The following is a 20,788-nucleotide window of genomic DNA, read 5'->3' on the forward strand; positions in this document are numbered from 1 at the left end:
GCTTGTTTGTAACGCAAGATAGAAGTAGTCTCAAGTTTCATTGAAATTGTTTTTCAGAGCAGAGGTTTTGCAATGTAATCGGTTTCTACGTACAGCAAATCAATTGCAGTCATGTTTTAAGCATTGCAATTATGAATTTCATAACATATGGGAATAATCTTGACTCAGTGCAGATTTTGCACGCTGTTTGATTTGGAGCCAGAATGGCCGTTTTACAAAAACTCGATCGTTTGATGGCAACTGAGATTATATCATTGACCTTCGTCATTACTGCAAGTCTCAGCTCTATTATGATAATGGGGAAATTGCCGCGGTATGCTGATTTTCTTTTTTCAGCCCCTGAAAGTGTCACTACATTTTTAATGTTGTTACTTTATATATTTCCAAATGTACTTAAATTAACAGTTCCCATATCTTTGTTACTTGCTTCTGCTATTGTTACGATAAGAATGGCTGCTGATCGTGAATTGGAAGCCTGGATGTCCAGTGGCGTGAGTATATTTAGGTTTGCCGCAATGCCTACTTTTTTGGGAATTGCAGTCATGCTTATCTCATTGTTCAGCGCTCTTTTTTTTGAACCATACTCAACTCAGCAGTTTAATAAATTTAAATGGATCCAAACGAGAGGAGTTGTTGAAGCTGTTCTGGCAAATACCATTCGAGAAAAATCATTTATCGATGATGTTCCTTCTAATGAAAAAGTAAATATGTCACTTTATTTTCAAAAAGTTTCCTCTGATAAATCAGAATTTAAAAGTGTATTTATGGGTATTAAGCCTGCTACAGAGAGCTTTTTCTCAGTTCTAGTATCTGAAACGGGTTCTTTAAAGAAAACCCAAAATTATGGATTACCCGATTATGTTTTTTCATTACAAGATGGCACTGCATATGCTGAACGAGAGTCCAAGGAAACTTTACCGGAATTAGTTAAAGATCATCCAAAAACATTTTATTTTTCAAAAAGTATTTCAGCAAAAATTGATATGTCTCAATTTCCTATTCCTCAAGATTTGATTGTGACAGAGTTCAAAGATATGGATATATCATTGGTGAATACTTTTAAAAGTAAATTTAAGACCGACTCCACTTTTTCTGGCGGTGCTGATCAGTTGTACCCAGCAGCTTACATACAATTTTTAAAGCAACAGATAGAGAATAGTCCTAATTGGAAAAATGATCGCCAGGTTATTGAAAAATATCTATTTATTTTAAAACAGGTTGCAGTTCCACTATCAACTTTATTTTTGCCCATCATAGGTGTTTGTTTAGGTATTCAAGATCCGCGGAGAAAACAGTATGGAGTCTATTTTGGTATAGGGCTTGTCATTTTTGCTTTGTATTCTTCTATGTCACTTTGTCAACAATTGATATTAAACTTTATCATCAGTCCATTGAGTATGCTGTTCGTCCCACCTTGTGTTCTAATATTTATAATACTTATTTTATTACGTTGGCGTTTGCGCCACCCGCCTTCAACAGGTTTCATCGCTTTTGTGAGAGATGATTTATTTAAAATTAAATTTTTCACAAAAAAGGATTAAAATATGAGGATTTGGGTTTATTTTGTCTCGCAGTATTTAAAAACTGCGTTTGGTTTTTTATTTTTTGCATTAAGTCTTTATTTTATATTGACATATATGGAAGATAGTCAGCATTATTTTAATAAATATAAACCTTCAAATAGCACAATATTTTTTTATTATTTTTGGCAAGCGCCTTCGATTGCTATTCAATTTTTACCTTTTTCAGTCCTTATCTCGGGAATTGTGACTAATTGGATTTTGGCTAAACATGGAGAAATTGCTGCTTTAAGAGCTGCGGGTTTATCTATGATGAAAATATCAATACCTCTGGTAAGTGTTGGTATATTATTTACGGCGTTTCATTTTACACTGAGTGAATTGATCTTACCAGAAAGTACGACACATTATTTGAAATTAAGAAATGTGGATATAGAAAAAAAGAAAATCGATAATGTATTTACGGAAAGCCAGTGGTTAAAAGCAGCAAATACGATTTTACATTTTCATAAATATGATGAAATGAAGCAGGAACTCCTTAAAGTTGAGTATTTTAAGGGAAATTATCCAAAAAAATTAAGCGAAATTGTACATGCTCAGTCTGGATATTTTGATGAAAATATTGAGAGGTGGGTCTTACGCAATGCTCTTGTTCGGCATTTAGATAACATTAACACGTCAGCAGTAACAGAAGTTAAACCTCTCTATGTTACTAATATCGATTTTGCTCCGCCTAAAATATTAAATAGAGAGAGTGAATCAAGCCAATTGAGTTTTTGGCAATTGCGACGTTTAATTGCAGAAGCGGAGATTGCAGGAACAAATATATCTGATAGAGTGATAGATCTTTATATGAAGATCAGCACGCCTTTTGCTAATTTGCTGTTTCTTTTTTTAACTTTGCCTTTTGCATTAAAAAAAGAACGGCAAGAAGAAACATATATTGGAATCGTAATCTGTCTTGTTGCCGCTCTCATATATTGGTTTGGAAATATGGCGCTTCGTAGTTTTGCATTAAAAGGGGAACTCAATCCTTTTTTAGCAGCATGGACTATGAATGTTTTAGTAGCAACTTTAAGTTATATGCTTATTAGAAAATTAGATAAAGGACAGTAATTATATGTTTGATTTAAATTCAATTCTAGATTCCGTTGCGAATGGCAAGATGAATGTTGAGAAAGCAAAAACTCTGATAGAAAAAAATTATGTTTTAAAAAAACAAAAAAAAGGAATATCTGAAGAATTTCATAATGCAAAAGAAGAATCGCAAGAAGGTTTAAAAAATGCTTTTGAAAAATTAAAGAAATCTGTAAATATTGATGAATGGATAAAAATATCAAGTAATTTAGTGAGTCAAATTTCTGAGAACATGCCGCAAATAGAAAAAATTCAAGAAAATTTAGCGCATAATTTACAACCAATTGGCTTTTCTCCAAACATTTCAGGTTTAGAGTCCAAACTTTCTGTATTTAGAGCATTTCATGCGGGAACTGATTGTGTGATTAAAAATAATCTTGTCGTTGGCTCTCAATGGTTTGGTGTCAATATTTCTGAGAATTCTGAAATAAAAAATAATAAATTCACTGCGGTACAATTTTCTGAGTTGTCTATTCAGCGCTCTGATTTTTGTACTTCACAATTTAGTTTGGCTCGGTTAAGTAACGTAACAATGCACGAAGCACGTCTTGAGAATAACAAATTTTCCAGAGCTTCTATTTCAGATGTCTGTGTTAAAGAATCTGATTTTACTGAAAATGTAATAATTAAATCAGATTTTTCAGAAACAACAATTTCAGGTAGTCGCTTGTCTCGGATGAGTTTTCATGCTGTCGATTTTCAAGATTGTGAAATAGAATCATGCGATATTCAGGGCGTAGATTTCGAAAACTGTAAATTCAAAGAATGCATTTTCTCAAATCTCACAATTATTATGGATGAGCCATTAAAAGTGAACGGTCGTAATATTGTTGGCAGAAATTTTTCGGACTGTAAAAATGCCGAAGAATTTTTAAATCTTCTCGATAGCACTCACAACGATTCTCTCATTTGATACTTGCAGAATTGTATCTTTTTTCAGATATGTGTATCTGAGTTATGAACGAAGGTCATTTATGTGATTTCGTTCTCAATTGAAAAGGCTATCTTATTGCCTTTTTTCAAATTTTGGAGGTTTTTCATGACTATTAAGGTTGGTATCAATGGTTTTGGTCGCATTGGCCGTTGTGTCCTCAGAGCATTAAAAAATGAACGTGATATAGAAGTATGCCTTATAAATGATTTGACCGATGCCAAGACTCTTGCGCATCTTTATAAATATGACTCTATTCACGGTAAGGCACAACAAACTGTCGAAGCAAAAGAAAATTCACTTGTCCTTGATGGAAAAGAAATTAAAATTTCTGCAATCCGTAATCCAGCTGAAATTCCTTGGGCAACAAATGGTGTTGATATCGTACTTGAGTGCACGGGGTTATTTACAGAGGGTGAAAAAGCGAGTGCCCATTTAAAAGGTGGAGCAAAAAAAGTCATCCTGAGTGCTCCTGGTAAATCAATCGATAAAACAATAGTAATTGGTGTGAACGATGAAGAGTACGATATTGCAAAACATAATATTGTGAGCAATGGATCTTGTACTACAAACTGTCTTGCACCATTAACAAAAGTGATTCATGAAAAATTCGTTGTGAAAAAAGGTCTTATGACAACAATTCACTCGTATACAAACGATCAAAATATTCTCGATCTTCCACATAAAGATTTGCGCCGCGCCCGTGCAGCAGCACTGAGCATGATTCCAACGACGACAGGCGCTGCTAAAGCCATTTCAGAAGTGATTCCTTCACTTGCTGGGAAATTAAATGGCTTTGCCGTGCGTGTACCAACTCCGAACGTTTCACTCGTTGATGTTACTTTTGAACTTGAAAAATCGGTTACTGCAAAAGATATCAACGCAGCTCTTAAATCAGCAGCTGAAGGTTCATTAAAAGGAATTTTAGGCTATTCTGAAGAGCCACTTGTTAGTTGTGATTACAATGGTTGTACAAATAGTTCTACAATTGATGCAGAGTACACAACTGTTATTGGTGAGAATATGGTTAAAGTGCTTTCCTGGTATGATAACGAAGCAGGATTTAGCAATCGTATGGTTCAATTGACTCGTCTTGTTGCGACTGGCAAATTATAATTTTGCAAGTTTTTATTTTAAAGTTTAAAAATAAAACCTATGAGTGATAGTCATAGGTTTTATTTTTTATGCTGAATTCTTGTTTTACCATACCATAAATTTCTATCATATGAGCGTTTTAAGGCTGATTCAGCCAATGTTTCAAACAATTGAATATAATTTATCCCTGTTTTTTCAGCCATCATTGGGAGGACACTATAATAGTAAGAGATTCCAGGTAATGTATTTGCCTCTAAAAAATATACATTGTCATTTTCATCGCAACGCCAATCCATTCGAACAAAATCTTTCATATCAAGAAATTGAAATAGATCCTCCGTGCCTTTTTTAATTATTTTTTCTATTTTTTTTGTGAGTTTAGGAAAAGTTACTTTTTCACCCATATAATCTTTAGATTTGTTTGTAAGACCATAAATTCCATCATCAACTTCAATTTGTGCAATTGGAAGATTTTGTATAGGTGAGCCAATAATTCCAGATGTGTATTCCGCACCATTTAGAAATTTTTCAATTAACACTCCGTGTGGGTACTTTTCCAATAATGCGTGCGTGATTTTTTCTGTATGTGTTTTTGAATTTGAAATTGAATACGTAGCATTAATTCCCATTCCAGATCCTTCCCCATCAGGTTTTATAAAATGTGTTTCGTTAAAAAAATTTCTTGGGATATTCCTTAAGTCTTTTGGATTTTTGATTATATAAAAAGGACTCGTGGGAATATTAAGATATTGGCATGTTAATTTGATTTGAGATTTGCTCATGCAAATAGATTGAGTAAATGGATCTGATCCTATAAATGGAATTCCAGAAATTTCACAAAGAGATGGAATCCATCCTTCACGTGCGAGTGATCCCCAACCTTCGACTACAGAATGAATAAGTGAACATTGAGAACTCTTCTCACTCCAATTCTTTAGAAATGAATTATCCATGGGAAAAAGAATTACAGAAAAACCAATCTCTTCCCAAGTCTGAATGATTTTTTCGATCGTATTTTGTGTTTCCCATTCACCACTTGCATCATCAGGAAAAATCATTTGTGCTGAATTTTCAAGTTTCATTGGTAGATCATAGACAAACCCAAGTGTTAGTTTTTTATTTTTTCTTTCAAAATTTTGTCTCATGTTTTTCTTCCTTCTTAGAAAATGACTTAATCATATGTTGTGTCTTTGACGATGCATCCGTGTGTTAAAAAGTTATCCTTGTCTTACAAGGAAAAATAATTTCTTAATAAAAATTTATAAAAAATGGTATTGCCACTACCATTTTTTTTTGGCATGAGTTAAATTATCTTTGAACCGTGATTGTGAAAACGGTTTGTAATTCTTTTTTTGAAAGGAGAGTGTTTCATGGCTGAAACAAAGCGTAAGAAAACGGGTGCGAAAAAATCAACTGCAAGAAAAACAACTAAAAAAGCAGGAAAGAAACCAGTTGCAAAGAAAAAGAAAGTAGCAGGAAAGAAACCAGCGAAGAAAACCACTGCGAAGAAAAAAACAGTTAAAAAAACAACTAAGAAAACTGGAGCGAAAAAAACAACTCGCAAAACCACTGCGAAGAAAAAAACGGGTAAACGCGGTCGTCCAGCAGGAAGCACTGCTAAGAAACGCGGTCGTCCAGCGAAGTCTTCTACTAAGAAACGTGGTCGTCCAAAGAAGGCTGTTGTTAAAACTCCAAAAAAACGCGGTCGTCCAAGTAAACTTGATAAATTAAAACAATCAATGAGACGCGGTCGTCCAAGAAAAACTTCTGAAAAAACTCCTGTTATCAATGATACAATGACAGAACAGGGAGCATTATAATTTAAGCGCAAAATAAATTATTTCTATTTTGTGCTTATTTTTTATTATGAGCCAATTTTCAAAAGATCTTATATCGTGGTATCAAACAAATAAGAGAACATTTCCATGGCGTGAGAATATTAATGTATATCACACGTGGATTTGCGAGGTTATGAGTCAGCAAACAACTTTAGCTGTTGTTTTGCCACGTTTTAAAGAATTTATAAATACACTTCCAGATCTATCATCGCTAGCCAATTGTTCTGATGAAAAACTTAGAAAATTATGGGTTGGTCTTGGTTATTATGCCCGTGCACGCAATTTAAGAAATGGTGCAAAATATATTATAGAAAATTTTAACAATAAATTTCCATCTTCAAAGGATGAATGGTTGAAAGTACCTGGTTGTGGACCCTATACTGCATCTATTATATCAAGCATTTGTTTTAATGAACCCGTCGCTTGTGTTGATGGTAATGTTATTCGTGTTGTCAGTCGAATTCTTGGAATGTCCGAAGGTGTTTGGGAAAAAATAGGGCAAGAGAAAATACTTTGTTACGTTAGTGAATGTATTCCTAAAAATTCACCTGGATGTTTTAATCAAGCTATGATGGATCTTGGAGCTACGCTTTGTAAAAAACAAAATCCAAACTGTCAAGATTGTCCTGTGAAAAAATATTGTAGTGCATTTAAAAAAAATATTATTTCTATTTGCCCACCCAATAAACCAAGAAAAGATTTTCAAGACGAAAATATTTTTGCCCTCTTATTACAAAGGAATAAAAATTCAGAATTTTCTTTAATATTAAGAGATAAAGGTTTCTTAGCGAAAACCAAGGGGTTTCCACTTTTATGTTCAAAGGAAGGACATACCAAGGAAAAAATAATCGCCGTCTTAAAAAATTTAAAGATAAATGGGACGTGCTTAGAAAAAACTTTTAAGCATTCCATCACTCATCATAAAATTACCGGACATACGTTTTTAATCGATTGTGATGAAGGTGATAATAAAGTGAAAAAACTTTTAAAAACTTTTGCACTGAATGAAAAAAATGACTGGTTTGACATCCCACATTTACAGCAGAATATTTCTTCTTCACTTGACCAAAAGGTGTTAAAAACTCTATTCTCAAAATAGATCATAAAAATTCTATTTTGAGGAGTTCTGCATGACGAATAATTTGAGTCTTATTCCTCCTTATATTAATGGGCGATTTTCAGCGTTGAATAAACCTGAAAGAGTCTTTTCAATAAATAATCCTGCTAATCCCACAGATATTTTAGCTTCTGCTGGGTGGGGCAAAGATCTGGTCGATCCTGTTATTCAGGGCATGAAAACCGCACAGAAAAAATTTAATTTAGTTTCTTTAGAAGAAAGATTAAATTATATAAAAAAATTTATTGGGTTTTTAAATGAAAATGCGGATGAAATTAAAAGTAACATGATGCTTGAGCTTGCCCGTTCACGTGTTTCAGTCGAAGAAGAATGGAAATTGTGTGAAAAATTGTTTAAAGCTCTCCCCGACTTTTGCCAGCAAATCCTCTCTATTAAAAAAGATGATGATGGTTGGGAATGGAAATACTCACCACTCGGTCTTGTATTGATATCGTCGAATATAGCTCTGCCGGTCTATTCTTTGCTTTGTGGAGTTTTACCTGCACTCGCTAGTGGCAATGCTGTTTGCATGCGGCCTTCGTCACATTGCTTACTTTCTGGCTCACTTTTAGCAAGTGGATTTCACCAAGCTTCTTTTCCCGAAGGTGCAGTGCAAATCGTCTACGGAGATTTTGAAGTATTTCGTAGATTGGTTTTAAGTCATCAATTTGACACTATTTTATACACTGGTGGAGAAGAGAGTCTCGAGCAGATTCGCCGTGACACTCAGGGACAGCAAAATGCACGCTTAGTTTTATGTGGCGGTGGCAAAAATGCAGCATATGTTTCAGCTTCTGCGAATATGGACAAAGCCATTGCTAAAATAATTCATGGCGTCTGTCTTGATGCTGGACAAAGATTGGAATCGACAAGTCTTGCTTTCGTTGACAATAAAATTTTTAACGAATTTCAAGATAAATTTGTATCTTCTATTAAAAGCATGCCCATCGGAGTCAGAGAAGATCTTGGGCGTTCTGACATCCATGTCATGGAACCTCTTTGTTGTGTAAACGCTTGGGAGCGATATTTACGTTTTCAAGGAATAGCTGCACGTGAATCCGACGAAACACTGCGTTGGGGAAAGCCCATCGATAATGGTGGTAATGGCTACTTTGTTTCTCCTGGTGTGCATCTTATGAAACTCGAAAAAGTATTAAAAAGTATTTATGCATCCAACGCTTTCTTTGGCCCAGATATCTGTCTTGTTCCTGTAGACAGCAAAGAAGAAGTGATCTCTGTCCTTGATCAGTTAGGAGCAACCCGCTGTTTGGGTATTCACTCTCAATATGCCGAAGAGGCTCAGGAAATGCGTCGTTCTTCAAATGTGCCCTCCTTGCTTTGGAACAGTGCAACAACAGATTTAAATCCTCTGCTCCCCAGTATTGGTCGTGGCAAAGCTGGCAACAGTTATATAACGGGGTTGCATTTTATTTATTCGACTGTGTATCCACAAACCCTCAATCTATCTTTGCCTACTGGTGTGACAGAAAGTGACTTCAAAGAAGTGAAGAAAGGAAAAAAAGCAGCGGCAAAAACTTAACAGCTGTTTGTTTTTCATATCTGCTCCTTTGTTTATAATTTTATTTATTTTCAAAATGCGCACATATTTTGAGAATAAAATTTAGAAGATAAGCATTTTTCGTCATTTTTTATTCAAAATAATATCAATATTTTAGCTAAGGAATGGCGTTTATGTAAATGTGGAAAAATTGGTATTTATTATTTCGTCATATCTCCTTATATTTGAAAGATTTTGTATCATTTCACTTCAAATTAGTTAGTTTTTAATTGAGAACGATTTGGATCGTAGGAACGTTTATGCTTGTATCGGTTACAGTGATATTTGAGAAGGCAAAAAATGTCAAATATATTAAAGTTTAAATAAATCATTTGTGAAAATTATAAAAAATCATTATAAATTATGAGCCTGCAAAAAAATCTTACCTAAGAAATAAATTGACATTGTTAAACTGAATTAATATTCCGATAAATACAAAAATATTTAAATAAACAGTTTAAAAGAGTGAACATTGCCTTTTTTAATTCTACCCCCCACAGTCATGATTTCTGAAAATCCGGAGACGGCTTCTGCCACTTTGGCACGGGCAAAAGCTTATCAAGAACAACTTCTGCAACAATTGGGTCTCGGTAAAAATCAAGAGCAGTCCCCTGTTACAAAAGGTGCTTATCGTGGCACGCGGATTTTTATTTGGAATAAAAACTACAATGCATATTTGCCTAGCTACTTTGTTTTTCCCACAGGAATAAAACAAAATAACGAGTACATGGCAACCGCTTCCCTTGTGCGCCATACGGATTGCATGCATTTAGGCTCCGTGTGGCAAGTCAAGAATAAAGCCCTCATTCCAATTCAATTGGAAAATTCAAATTCAAGCCTGACACAAATTGCGGATCGCACTTTTACAGATAAATCTCCTGTGCGTTTGGATTCCTTTTACAATTTTCGCGCCGAATATCGTATGCAAAATATTTTTGAATCAGTTATAGGCGAAAAACTTGCTGCCAATGGAGTGCAAAATTTAACAAATCTTTCGCGGTTAGCTTGTAAAGGAATTTATGCAAAAGAATTTTTATTAGAAAAAGCTCTTGAATACCCTGCGAGAGCTCATCGTGATATCATACTAAAAATGTCTGCGACTCACTTGCAAGAAAAAGAAAATTGGCCTAAAGTAACCTATAAAGCACAAGTGAATTCTGGGGTTTTTGCTGAAAAGCATGAGGATTTATTTGCTGAAAAGAGTGAAACTTATTTTAACCCACAAAAGATTTCTGAGTTAATTATTGAAAAAGTTTTACCCAATTTACAGGATTTAAAGATCGATGAATTTAAAATAATTCGCCGCTACCGTGGATGGGTTTATTTAAATCGTGGACGCGCATATGGCTTGAAAATAGGGATGCGATTGATTGGACCAAATCATTCGACCTTTCATATTATTAGATATTCACCAGAGGTAAATGGTGAAATTGATTCTTGTATTGCTTTTATCCGCTACGAAGATAAAGAAAAACCTATTGTCGTAGGTGATATTTTAAAAATGGATCCAACCCTCTTTCCAAAACCTAAAATATCGGATAATAACCTTAATAAGTGAATGTTCATTTATAAAGGAAAATTTAATGCTGCAAAATAAATTTCGTGATTTTAAAAAAAAGAAATCAGCAAAAGTTTTTATAGGAATATTGAGTGTTTCAATTATATTTTTGAGTGTTTACTGGCTATTAACCTTTGGCAGCGAAAGCACCGATGCATCGCAAATTGAAGGGCATATCGTTACAGTATCACCTCAAATTTCAGGTAAAATTGTAAAAATATTTGTGTCTGACAACCAAAATATAAATGAAGGGGAGCCGCTTGTTGAACTTGACAGTGAGCAACAAAAAGTAGAGGTGGCACTTGCAAAAGCAGATTTAGATGCTGCCAAAGCATCACTCGCTCAAGCTGAATCTGAACTTTCGCGCATGGATAAAAATTATTTAGCGACTTTAACTCAAGCTAAAGGAGGTCTAACACAAGCCAGTTCTGGGATTATTACCAGTGCAGAGGCTGTGAAACAGGCAAAAGCAAATCTCGAATCGAGTGTCAGTGCAGAAGCTCTCGCTAAGAAAAACTTAGAGCGTTATCTCAGTTTGAAAAACCAAGGTGCTGTTTCTCAAGCAGAACTCGACAATCAGCAGAATCAGTATGAACAGGCTCGTGCTGCGCTCCGCTCTGCGCAAGCGCAAGTGGCAAGTATGCAAGCATCACGAACACAGTCGTCTGGAGGCTTACAGCAAGCAAAAGGACAGCTTTTACAAGCTGAATCATTAGAAAATCAGGTTAAATCTTTTGCTGCTGCAGTAAATTTAGCTCAAGCAAAAGTGAAAAAAGCAGAAGCTGCACTCGAACAAGCAGAATTAAAGTTAAGTTACACGTTCGTAAAAGCACCATTTTCTGGAACTGTGTCCAATAAAACAGTTGAAATTGGAAAAATTGTGCAAGCAGGTTCACCGCTTTTATCTATTGTTTCTTTATCTGATACATGGGTTATCGCTAATTTTAAAGAAAATCAATTAAAAAATATACGACCTGGGCAAAAAGTAAAAATTAAAGTTGACAGTTATCCAGCAAAAACTATTTCTGGGATTGTAAAAGGATTATCAGGTGCTTCTGGGTCGACTTTTGCTTTATTGCCGCCAGATAATTCGGCAGGAAACTTTGTTAAAGTAACGCAGAGATTTCCTGTAAAGATCGAAATCACTGCCCGTCCAGATGATATTGTTTTAAGGCCGGGAATGAGCACAGTTGTTACTGTTGCTACGCGATAATTTAAAATTTAATTATTGGAAAAAATATGGCTTCATTTCATACAGAAACAAAATCTGTCGTACAGGGGTCAAAACTTTTAATAACGATAGCAGCTATGATTGCTTCTTTAATGGCTGTGTTAGACATTAGCATAGTGAATGTTGCTTTAAACGATATTCGTGCAAGTTTTGGCGTGCAAATGGATCAAGTTGCTTGGATTTCTACGGGATATATGATGGCAAATGTTGTCGTTATCCCGATGACAGGTTTTTTTCAAAATCGTTTTGGCTTAAAAAACTATTTTTTATTTTCCATCGCTTTGTTTATTATCGCGAGTGTACTATGTGCAATGTCTTGGAATCTTTCATCACTTGTCATCTTTCGCATTTTGCAAGGCGCTGGTGGTGGAGCAATAATTCCTACTGCGAGTACAATTCTGATTTCTCGTTATCCACGTGAAGAGCAAGGCATGGCACAAGCTTTTATAGGGCTTGGCGCAATCACGGGACCGCTCTTAGGTCCGACTGTCGGTGGATATTTAATAGATTATTCTAGTTGGCATTTAATCTTTTTAATCAATTTACCCATAGGTGTTTTAGCTCTCATGCTGGCTGCAGCGAGCATAAAAATAGAGAATTTTATACCAAGTAAGGAAAAGATTGATAAATATGGATTCCTCTTACTTTTGATCGGACTTGCTAGCTTGCAATTTATTTTAGAAGAAGGAAATCGAGATGATTGGTTTGAAAGTAGAATTATTATTTTCTTTTCTATTGTCAGTTTGACATGTCTTGTTACTTTGGTTGTTCAGCAACTCGAAGCAAAAAAACCAATGATCAACTTTCGTGTTTTCCTAGAATGGAATTATTTAATTTCAACTTTGATTAATTTTATGCTTGGCACTATTCTTTTTGGTGTCTCATTTTTATTTTCACTTTATTGTGCAAATGTAATGCAATATACCCCTTTAAATATTGGCTTGCTCTTTTTAAAGGGAACTTTTATACAAATACTAATCATGCCAATTATTGGTAAAATAGTGCGATTTATTGACAATCGCTATTTAATAGCAGTCGGTGTTGTTATAGTTACAATAAGTTTATGGATGAATGGTAACTTAAATCAATCAAGTAGCGAGTTTGACTTAATATCAATTTTATTTTTAAGAGCCATTGGCATGAGTTGTTTATTTATTCCATTATCACTGATTGCAATTATGAGGATAAAAACTCAAGAATTGGGCAATGCTGTGGGTCTGTTCAATCTCACCCGTGAGCTTGGGGGATCTATAGGCATTGCTTGGATGAGTACTTTGCTTGTCAATCATATCAAAGAATTTGATTTTTTATTAAAAGTTAAAGTGAATATTGGCAATGATATTGCAGAAAATCAATTGCTCCTTATGCAAAAAATGTTGGTTGGAAAAGTATTAGATTCCAAACAAGCTGCTTTTCAATTGCTACAAAATAGGGTCAGTTTGCAATCAACAATTGAAGCATTCAACGCTGGATTTTTATTATTGGCTTTTGTTTTTTCCACATCGCTCTTCATGATATTTCTAATAAAAAATCAAAGAAAAGTGATTTTATCAGAAAAAAAAGAAGACGAACCGCTTAGAAATAGAGCCGTTTAGTTTTGCTGATAAACAAAGCAAAATTTTGAGTGCTTTTCATATCTAATATATTATATCCAGCATAGTTTTTGGCTTATATGTTTGCGATTCAACTTTATAGATGATTAAATAGAGCGAGTGTTTTTTATTTGTTTAAGGAGATAAGCGCATGGCAAAAGAAATCCGTAGTTTTAAACACCTCTTGGGTAAACTTGATGGGATAAGCGATCCTCAATTGGAAGCTCATTTTGGCCTCTATGAAGGATATGTGAAAAAGTTAAATGAAATCGAAGAAAAACTTGAAAAAGTAGATAAAGGATTAACCAATTATAGTTTTGGCGAATATTCTGAACTTAAACGCCGTCACTGTGTTCCATATAATGGAACTTATTTACACGAAATGTATTTTGATAACATGTTGGCGAGCGAATCTCCTTCGTCTGAGTTTGAAAAATTATCTAAGGAAAGTTTTGGCAGCATGGATGCTTGGAAAGCAGATGTCAAAGCAACTGGTTTAGCTGTTCCAGGTTGGGTTGTTTCTTGTATTGAAACAACCACTGGAAAATTAAGAAATGTGCAAATTATGGAACATCACATTGGTTTTCCATTAAATCACACACCGGTGCTTGTGATGGACACTTGGGAGCATGCTTTCTTTTTAGATTACAAAGCCAATCGTGGAGCCTATATCGACACGTTCTTTAAAAATATAAATTGGTCAGTTGTGAATGCCCGCGTTAAGCTAGCCGTGGTTTAAAAAAAGACTCTCAATATTTTATACTGTAGCTAATGCAAAATCCGAAGGTCTTCTTAAAAGAAAACTTTCGGATTTTATCTATTATTATTGAATATTTTTATTCTAATGCGGTTAAATTAAAATAATTTCTTTATTTTTATAAATTTCAGTATTTTCTATATACAATAAATTAAAAATAAAATTTGATCTTTCTTTCCTAGTGTTATATATATTGCAACACACAAAAATCGAATAACTCATAGATTAAAAATGGAAAATTAAATGAACCTTGCTCAGCAAAATAGGGTTGGCAATATTCGCCGTCTCACAATAAAAGATCATGATAAATTATTTACAATTTTAAGCCAGACTTTTCCTGGGAAAATAACTTTTGCAGGACACTATCAGGTACTAAAGGATTATTTAAGTAGAGATGAAGAGAAAGCAATAAGTTTGGAAGGTATCTTTTCTTTTGGTTACTTTCTTGATGATGAACTCATCGGTACATATAGAATCCATTCTTATAAAATGAATTATGGCGGTTCATTGATTCCTGTTTGGGGTCTTGGTGGAGTTGGAGTTTCTCTACTCTATAAGAAGATGAAGATTGCTCATAAACTTTTACAACATTTTTCCCAACAAGCCTTAGATAATAATGTTTCACTAACAGCTCTTTATCCATTCAATTATGAGTTTTATAAATATTTTGGCTATGGATATGGTTCATTAATGCATAAATTTGAAGTGTCTCCGAATAGTTTTGATAAGAGCGTATTCATTACGAACGAGTTTCAGCTGCGAGCAGCTAAACCATCTGACAAAGAGTGTATGCTTATTCAGTACAATTCCTTCGTGAAAAAGCAGCATGGTTTCTTTATGCGGCAAGAAATTGCTATGGACGAGTTATTTAATGCGGATCGTCAATCTTATGTTTGTATAAATAACAATAAAATAAATGGTTATATAACTTTTAAATTTGTTAAGCTCAGTCAAACTAATCACTTTTTAAATAATATTCAGATATGTGATCTTGTGTATGAAACCCCAGAAGTGCTGCATTTTATTATTGCATTTTTAAGAAAACAAGCCGATCAAATCAAAAAGATTGTTTATATCACGAGTGATCCAAATATTATTCAACTTACGCAAAATCCAGAAGCAAATGATCAACTTATTTATCATGCCTGTCATGACAATAGCCGAGCGGGAATCGCTCTCATGTATAAAATAACTCAATTAGAAAGATACTTTAAGAATTTAAGAAATCATTCCTTTGGTGATTGGCTACCCAAATTTACTTTGCAAATAAAAACATTTGGGAATGATGCAAACAAGAATACTGACTCAGTTCATCTTTTATTTGAACAAGGCAGAACAAGTATTTTATCCAAAGATTTTGAAGTGGATTATAAAACCTGTGCTTTTAATTGCCAGATTAAAGGCAGAATGGATCTTTTAGCTTCGCTCTTGCTGGGCTCTGTTTCTCTTGGTTCACTGCTGCAAAAAGGTTTGATTGAATTTTATGCAGATATGGAAGTGCAAATGGCGCAAAATATTCTGCAATATATATTTAGCCAATATGGAGAGCTAGGTTGCAATGCAGAATTCTAATAAAAATTTCCACCCAATTGGTATGTATATTTTAGCTCTCACTGAAGTATTCGAACGTTTAAGTTTTTTTACGCTTATTTTTTTATTGGTCTTGTATGTATCTTCGCCAACTAGCGAAAATGGTTTAGGCTGGAGCAAAGCCGATGCATTAACTCTCAGTGGTCTGTTTATGCTTGCAGCCTATATTTTTCCAATCATTGGTTCACTCTTAGCAGATAAATATTTAGGACATTATCGTTCGATCCTCTTAGGTGGAGGTGTCATATTGCTTGGGCATATTTTTATGTTTTTTTCAGAAAATATAACATTTTTATATTTAGCTTTATTTTTTATTGCGCTAGGAACAGCATTTTTTAAACCTTGTATACCAGTCCTCATTGGCAATCTTTATAAATGGAATGATCCAAGGAGAGAATCAGGATATTGTTGGTATTATTGTGGGATTAATATTGGAATTATGTTTGCAGGAATAACAAGTGGACTTTTGCTACAAAAATTTGGTTATCACGTGGCACTTTCCTCTGCAGGTTTTGGCATGGTTTTAGGTATCTTAGTTTTTATTTTAGGTAGAAAGCACTTAGTTCTTTCGCAAACCCATGAGGCGGATTTACGGAAAGGATCCGGAGACTTATCTCTTTTACAATTAAAAGCGCTTTCTATTTTGCTTTTATCGCTATGTTTTTTTTGTCTGTGGGCGATCATTTATAATTTATGTACAACAGGAACACTTTCCTTATTTATTGAACATAATACTCATAAAGTTGTTTTTAATTATGATATTCCAGTAGCTTTTTTTTCGGCTTTACAGGGACTAACAATTATTGTAGCTACACCCTTTATAACTTCATTTTTAGCAAAAAGAAGTGCAAAAAATAAATATCCTCACTTCTTTTCGCAAATGAATTTTGCTCTTTTAGTTTGTACAGTGAGTCTTATTTATTTTACAATTTTAACTCTGAAGTTTAATAAAATTTTATATCTTCCAAAACCATTTTATTCTTATGAAATCGCATTTTTTCTTTTTATTTTCACATTAAGTGAGGCCATTATAAATCCAATCATGATGTCAGCTATCAGCTTAATAGCGCCTGAAAAATTAAAATCTTTTTTCCAATCCATCTATTTAGCATGTTATGGTATAGCGGCTTTTATCGCAGCAAAGATTGGTGCTTACGCTTTGGAGAATCCATTTAAAATTTATTTATGGGTCACTGTTTTTGTGCTCTTTTCAACCCTGTTTTATTTTTTAATAAAACGAAAAATGATTCATATTGTTGATAAAGCTATGCTTGAAAAGAACAGCTGTCAATTTTAAAGATAAAAAAATAAAAAATAAAAGGAATCCTATCTACTTTGGGATTTTTTGTGTATTTTATAAAAGAGAATTAAAAATAAAAATGAATATAATGATAAACAAATCAGAGGCTCTACAATGTTGATAGTGCGATCGACATAAGAGTAAGACAAAACCGTCCACTGATAAGTTGGGATAAAACTCCTCACTGTAGCAAAAATACCTGTGGCGGGTAAACTAAACGATCCAAAAAAAAGTAATAAATTTAATAAAGTAAAAATACTACGTGAAGATTCTGGATTGGCAGCGTAGCCTATAGCCATCCCCAAAAGTGCCATTGGAATAGCACCTAAAATTGCAATTGTTGCAAAAAATAATATTTGATCAGCAGTCACATTGATTCTTAAAATAAATAACGCGACCAAAGTAATAGATATTATATTTATAAATGATAGAGAAAGTGTGTGGAGAAGTCGACCAACAAGCATGGGTTTTATGCCAACAGGAAGTGAGCGCAAATACTTTGCCCATTCTGAATTTTTTTCTTGAGTGACCCCCATACCAAGTAACATAAGGGATACAGTTTGGACGGAATAATTGAAAAAAACAATAAGAGCGCCCAGAGAGTTTTTTTCATCCCACTGATTGGCAAATAAAAGAAGCATGAGTGGTGGAAATATAAGTGTAAAAAAGAGCGCAGGCACATTACGTACTGTGCTTAAAAAATAAATTTTAAAATAGTTTAAACCAAGAATCAAAATTTATTCCCCTTTAGATAAATTTAAAAATGCAGATTCTAAATTTTCTTTCTTTATTTGTAAGTTTGAAAATGGAATATTATTATTTACAAGTTCACAAATAAGTTGATCTGAGTTTTTTGTTGTTAAAATATAATTTGTTTTGTTTTTAGTAATTGAATCGATCGAATTGAAATTGTCAAATTCACATTGTGTTCCGCATTCAAATGAGACTTTTGCAAGCTTTGAATTAGCGATTTTTTGAATACCTTCAACACTTTCATCAGCAATAATTTCACACTTTTGTAGAAAAAGAATACGAGTGGCTATTTGTTCGATTTCTTCCAAATAGTGGGTGGTTAAAAAAATGGTTTTACCTTTATTTTTATATTCCTTGATAACTTCCCAAAGTAATTTTCTGGCTTCGACATCAAGCCCAGTCGTGGGTTCATCTAAAAAAACAATTTTAGGGTTGCCAATAAATGCGAGCGCTAATGCCAATCTTCTTTTTTGTCCGCCAGATAACTTTGTTGCTTTGTGCTCTAAAAAAGTATTTAAGCCAAATTTTTCGATCATTTCCTGAATAGGAAAGGGATTTGGATAATGTGAATGTATGAATTTTAGAATTTCGCTGGTCTTAATCCCTTCTGGAAATTCAATATTTTGGGGGGTGGCACCAATATGGATACGCGCAGCAGGGTTGGTTGGATTCTTGCCAAAAAGTTTTATTTCGCCTGCTGAAGGTGTTTCTAGTCCAAGCATCAATTTGATTGTTGTCGTTTTACCCGCACCATTCACACCGAGAAGTCCGATCACCTCATTGTGAAAAATGTTTAAATTAAGGTTTTTAATTATGCATTTTTTGCCATAATTTTTGGATATATTTTTAAACTCTAAGATACAACCTTGCGTCATATTGTTCTCCTCTGACCATGCAACATGTATTGCTTTTTACGAGCAGTTGCAAGTTAGATTTTTTTGAACTATATTATATAAAGATTCGTACTTTTTTCTAGCCTTATATATAGATATGAAGTGATGTTTATAGATGGTTAAATATCTAATTATGAATTAAAACTCTATGAAGCCTATATTTATTAATATTAAAATATTTTCATAAACTTTTAAATAGGTTGTAATTTTGTCGCCTATATTTATGGAGTCTCTATTTAAGCTACAATTGTAAAAAGATTGGTCTTGGCAAGAACCTTTAATTTTACTTTGAGAGGAATGGATGCGGACTCAATTTGTTTTTGTGTCTATAATATTAATATTATTAAATATTATATCAATATTTGTTTTTCCTTGGTTTTTGTTTTCTTTGATTCTCATAATCCCGCTCATCGTGATGGGTATCATCGATATGCTTCAACCCTCGCAGACCTTGAGAAGAAATTTTCCTGTTCTTGCGCGTGCTCGTTACTTGTTAGAAGAGATACGCCCGGAAATGCAGCAGTATTTTATTGAATCGGACACTGAAGGGATGCCGTTCAATCGTGAACAGCGCTCTGTTGTTTATCAACGAGCAAAAGGAGCACGTGACACTGTTCCCTTCGGTACGAAAAAAAATGTTTATCAGGTTGGGTATGAGTGGGTAAATCATTCTTTGAGTCCGACCAAAGTGGAGTTTGATAAACTCAGAGTGTTAATCGGTGGAAAAGATTGTCTTCAACCTTATAATGCGAGTCTGCTAAATATTTCGGCAATGAGTTATGGCTCGCTCAGTCGTAATGCAATATTGGCATTAAATGGAGGAGCAAAGGCGGGAAAATTTGCTCACAATACTGGGGAAGGCGGCTTAACTCCTCATCATCTTGAAAATGGTGGTGATATTATCTGGCAAATTGGCACAGGGTATTTTGGCTGTCGAAATTTAGACGGTACATTTAATGACCTCGAGTTTATTAAAAAAGCTGCGCACACTCCACAAGTTAAAATGATTGAAATCAAATTATCCCAAGGAGCCAAACCAGGACATGGTGGCATTCTCCCCGCGCAAAAAGTAACAAAAGAAGTTGCTGAAATTCGTGGAGTTCCTATGGGTAAAGATGTTTTATCACCTCCAGCGCATACAGCATTTAAAACGCCATCTGAGCTTTGTTACTTTATTGCAAATTTAAGAAGAATGTCTGGTGGGAAACCCGTCGGCATAAAGCTTTGTCTTGGGAATAAATGGGAGTTTATTGCTATCTGCAAGGCTATGCTCCTCACGGGCATGATGCCTGATTATATATCAATTGATGGAGCGGAAGGGGGGACTGGTGCTGCACCACTCGAATTTACAAATACTGTCGGCACACCTGGTATAGATGCACTGATGTTTGTTCACAATTCGCTTGTTGGATTTGGTATCAGGAATAAAATAAAAGTTTTGTCATCTGGTAAAGTAACAACTGCCTTCGAAATGATAAAATTAATTTCGCTTGGTGCAGATGCTGTTTATTCGGCAAGAGGGATGATGCTTGCTCTTGGTTGCATACAGGCTTTAAAATGCAACTCCAATCACTGCCCAACGGGTGTTGCTACTCAAAATAAATCATTAATGGTTGGCCTTGATGTGACGGATAAGAAAAAAAGAGTTGCAAATTTTCATCACGAAACAATGAAAAGTTTGTTGGAAATAATTGAAGCAATGGGGCTTGAAGGTCCACACGATTTAAGACCTTGGCATGTCATGCGGCGAGTCAGTGAAACAGATTCTAAGAATTATGCAGAAATTTTTGAATATATATTAGAAGGATCATTGCTTGGCAATGATTTACCTTCATCTTTTGAGTCTGCAGTTAAATTGGCATCACCTGATAGTTTTAGGCCTATTTTTGTTTGATATTGAAATATATTTTAATTTTAT

General features: G+C 34.3%; 17 protein-coding genes. 14 read left to right on the forward strand and 3 right to left on the reverse strand.

From position 1 onward, the window contains the following. Positions 1 to 203: 203 nt before the first annotated feature. From EZS29_RS06365 to gap, 4 genes are all read left to right on the forward strand, one after another. Positions 204 to 1,541, forward strand: coding sequence for an LptF/LptG family permease (locus EZS29_RS06365; protein ID WP_130607699.1), 1,338 nt, complete (start codon positions 204 to 206; stop codon positions 1,539 to 1,541). A gap of 3 nt (positions 1,542 to 1,544) precedes the next feature. Then, positions 1,545 to 2,636, forward strand: a complete 1,092-nt coding sequence (locus EZS29_RS06370; protein ID WP_130607700.1) for an LptF/LptG family permease — start codon at positions 1,545 to 1,547, stop codon at positions 2,634 to 2,636. A gap of 4 nt (positions 2,637 to 2,640) precedes the next feature. Then, complete coding sequence (locus EZS29_RS06375) at positions 2,641 to 3,570, forward strand: pentapeptide repeat-containing protein (RefSeq protein WP_130607702.1); 930 nt, start codon at positions 2,641 to 2,643, stop codon at positions 3,568 to 3,570. A gap of 126 nt (positions 3,571 to 3,696) precedes the next feature. After that, positions 3,697 to 4,704, forward strand: a complete 1,008-nt coding sequence (gap, locus tag EZS29_RS06380; RefSeq protein ID WP_130607704.1) for a type I glyceraldehyde-3-phosphate dehydrogenase — start codon at positions 3,697 to 3,699, stop codon at positions 4,702 to 4,704. 59 nt (positions 4,705 to 4,763) lie between these two features. On the opposite strand, the gene EZS29_RS06385 is transcribed toward gap, so the two are convergent. Beyond that, entirely contained in the window at positions 4,764 to 5,828 is a 1,065-nt protein-coding gene (locus tag EZS29_RS06385; protein ID WP_130607706.1) for a D-alanine--D-alanine ligase family protein, read from the reverse strand. Positions 5,829 to 6,053: 225 nt separating this feature from the next. On the opposite strand from EZS29_RS06385, the gene EZS29_RS06390 reads away from it, so the two are divergent. The 9 genes from EZS29_RS06390 to EZS29_RS06430 all read left to right on the forward strand — a co-directional run bounded on the left by EZS29_RS06390 (position 6,054) and on the right by EZS29_RS06430 (position 17,221). Further along, positions 6,054 to 6,503: a histone-like protein 2 gene (locus EZS29_RS06390; protein ID WP_130607708.1), complete on the forward strand. Its 450-nt coding sequence runs from the start codon at positions 6,054 to 6,056 to the stop codon at positions 6,501 to 6,503. A 151-nt stretch (positions 6,504 to 6,654) separates the two neighbouring features. Continuing rightward, a complete protein-coding gene (locus EZS29_RS06395; protein WP_130607710.1) occupies positions 6,655 to 7,620 on the forward strand; it encodes an A/G-specific adenine glycosylase in 966 nt (321 codons plus the stop codon). 31 nt (positions 7,621 to 7,651) lie between these two features. After that, positions 7,652 to 9,178 carry an aldehyde dehydrogenase family protein gene (locus EZS29_RS06400; RefSeq protein ID WP_130607712.1) on the forward strand — a complete coding sequence of 509 codons (1,527 nt, stop codon included), beginning with the start codon at positions 7,652 to 7,654 and terminating at the stop codon, positions 9,176 to 9,178. A gap of 490 nt (positions 9,179 to 9,668) precedes the next feature. Then, on the forward strand, positions 9,669 to 10,754 hold the full coding sequence (locus tag EZS29_RS06405; RefSeq protein ID WP_130607714.1) for a hypothetical protein: 1,086 nt from the start codon (positions 9,669 to 9,671) through the stop codon (positions 10,752 to 10,754). 25 nt (positions 10,755 to 10,779) lie between these two features. Next, positions 10,780 to 11,967 (forward strand): HlyD family secretion protein, encoded by a 1,188-nt coding sequence (locus tag EZS29_RS06410; protein ID WP_130607716.1) that lies wholly within the window; start codon positions 10,780 to 10,782, stop codon positions 11,965 to 11,967. Positions 11,968 to 11,993: 26 nt separating this feature from the next. Beyond that, on the forward strand, positions 11,994 to 13,580 hold the full coding sequence (locus EZS29_RS06415; protein ID WP_130607718.1) for a DHA2 family efflux MFS transporter permease subunit: 1,587 nt from the start codon (positions 11,994 to 11,996) through the stop codon (positions 13,578 to 13,580). Between the two features lie 148 nt (positions 13,581 to 13,728). Continuing rightward, a complete protein-coding gene (locus EZS29_RS06420; RefSeq protein ID WP_130607720.1) occupies positions 13,729 to 14,316 on the forward strand; it encodes a superoxide dismutase in 588 nt (195 codons plus the stop codon). Positions 14,317 to 14,577: 261 nt separating this feature from the next. Further along, positions 14,578 to 15,906 (forward strand): GNAT family N-acetyltransferase, encoded by a 1,329-nt coding sequence (locus EZS29_RS06425; protein WP_130607722.1) that lies wholly within the window; start codon positions 14,578 to 14,580, stop codon positions 15,904 to 15,906. Further along, entirely contained in the window at positions 15,893 to 17,221 is a 1,329-nt protein-coding gene (locus tag EZS29_RS06430) for a peptide MFS transporter (RefSeq protein ID WP_130607724.1), read from the forward strand. Before EZS29_RS06425 ends, EZS29_RS06430 begins: the two co-directional genes overlap by 14 nt. Positions 17,222 to 17,250: 29 nt before the next feature. On the opposite strand, the gene EZS29_RS06435 is transcribed toward EZS29_RS06430, so the two are convergent. Beyond that, positions 17,251 to 17,958 (reverse strand): ABC-2 transporter permease, encoded by a 708-nt coding sequence (locus tag EZS29_RS06435; RefSeq protein WP_130607726.1) that lies wholly within the window; start codon positions 17,956 to 17,958, stop codon positions 17,251 to 17,253. Positions 17,959 to 17,961: 3 nt separating this feature from the next. After that, positions 17,962 to 18,852, reverse strand: coding sequence for an ABC transporter ATP-binding protein (locus EZS29_RS06440; RefSeq protein ID WP_130607728.1), 891 nt, complete (start codon positions 18,850 to 18,852; stop codon positions 17,962 to 17,964). A gap of 319 nt (positions 18,853 to 19,171) precedes the next feature. Here EZS29_RS06440 and EZS29_RS06445 point away from each other — a divergent pair, with 319 nt between their 5' ends. Further along, positions 19,172 to 20,764, forward strand: a complete 1,593-nt coding sequence (locus EZS29_RS06445; RefSeq protein ID WP_130607730.1) for an FMN-binding glutamate synthase family protein — start codon at positions 19,172 to 19,174, stop codon at positions 20,762 to 20,764. Positions 20,765 to 20,788: the final 24 nt, after the last annotated feature.

The sequence above is a fragment of the Fluviispira sanaruensis genome, assembly GCF_004295685.1.
Taxonomy (GTDB): Bacteria; Bdellovibrionota_B; Oligoflexia; order Silvanigrellales; family Silvanigrellaceae; genus Silvanigrella; species Silvanigrella sanaruensis.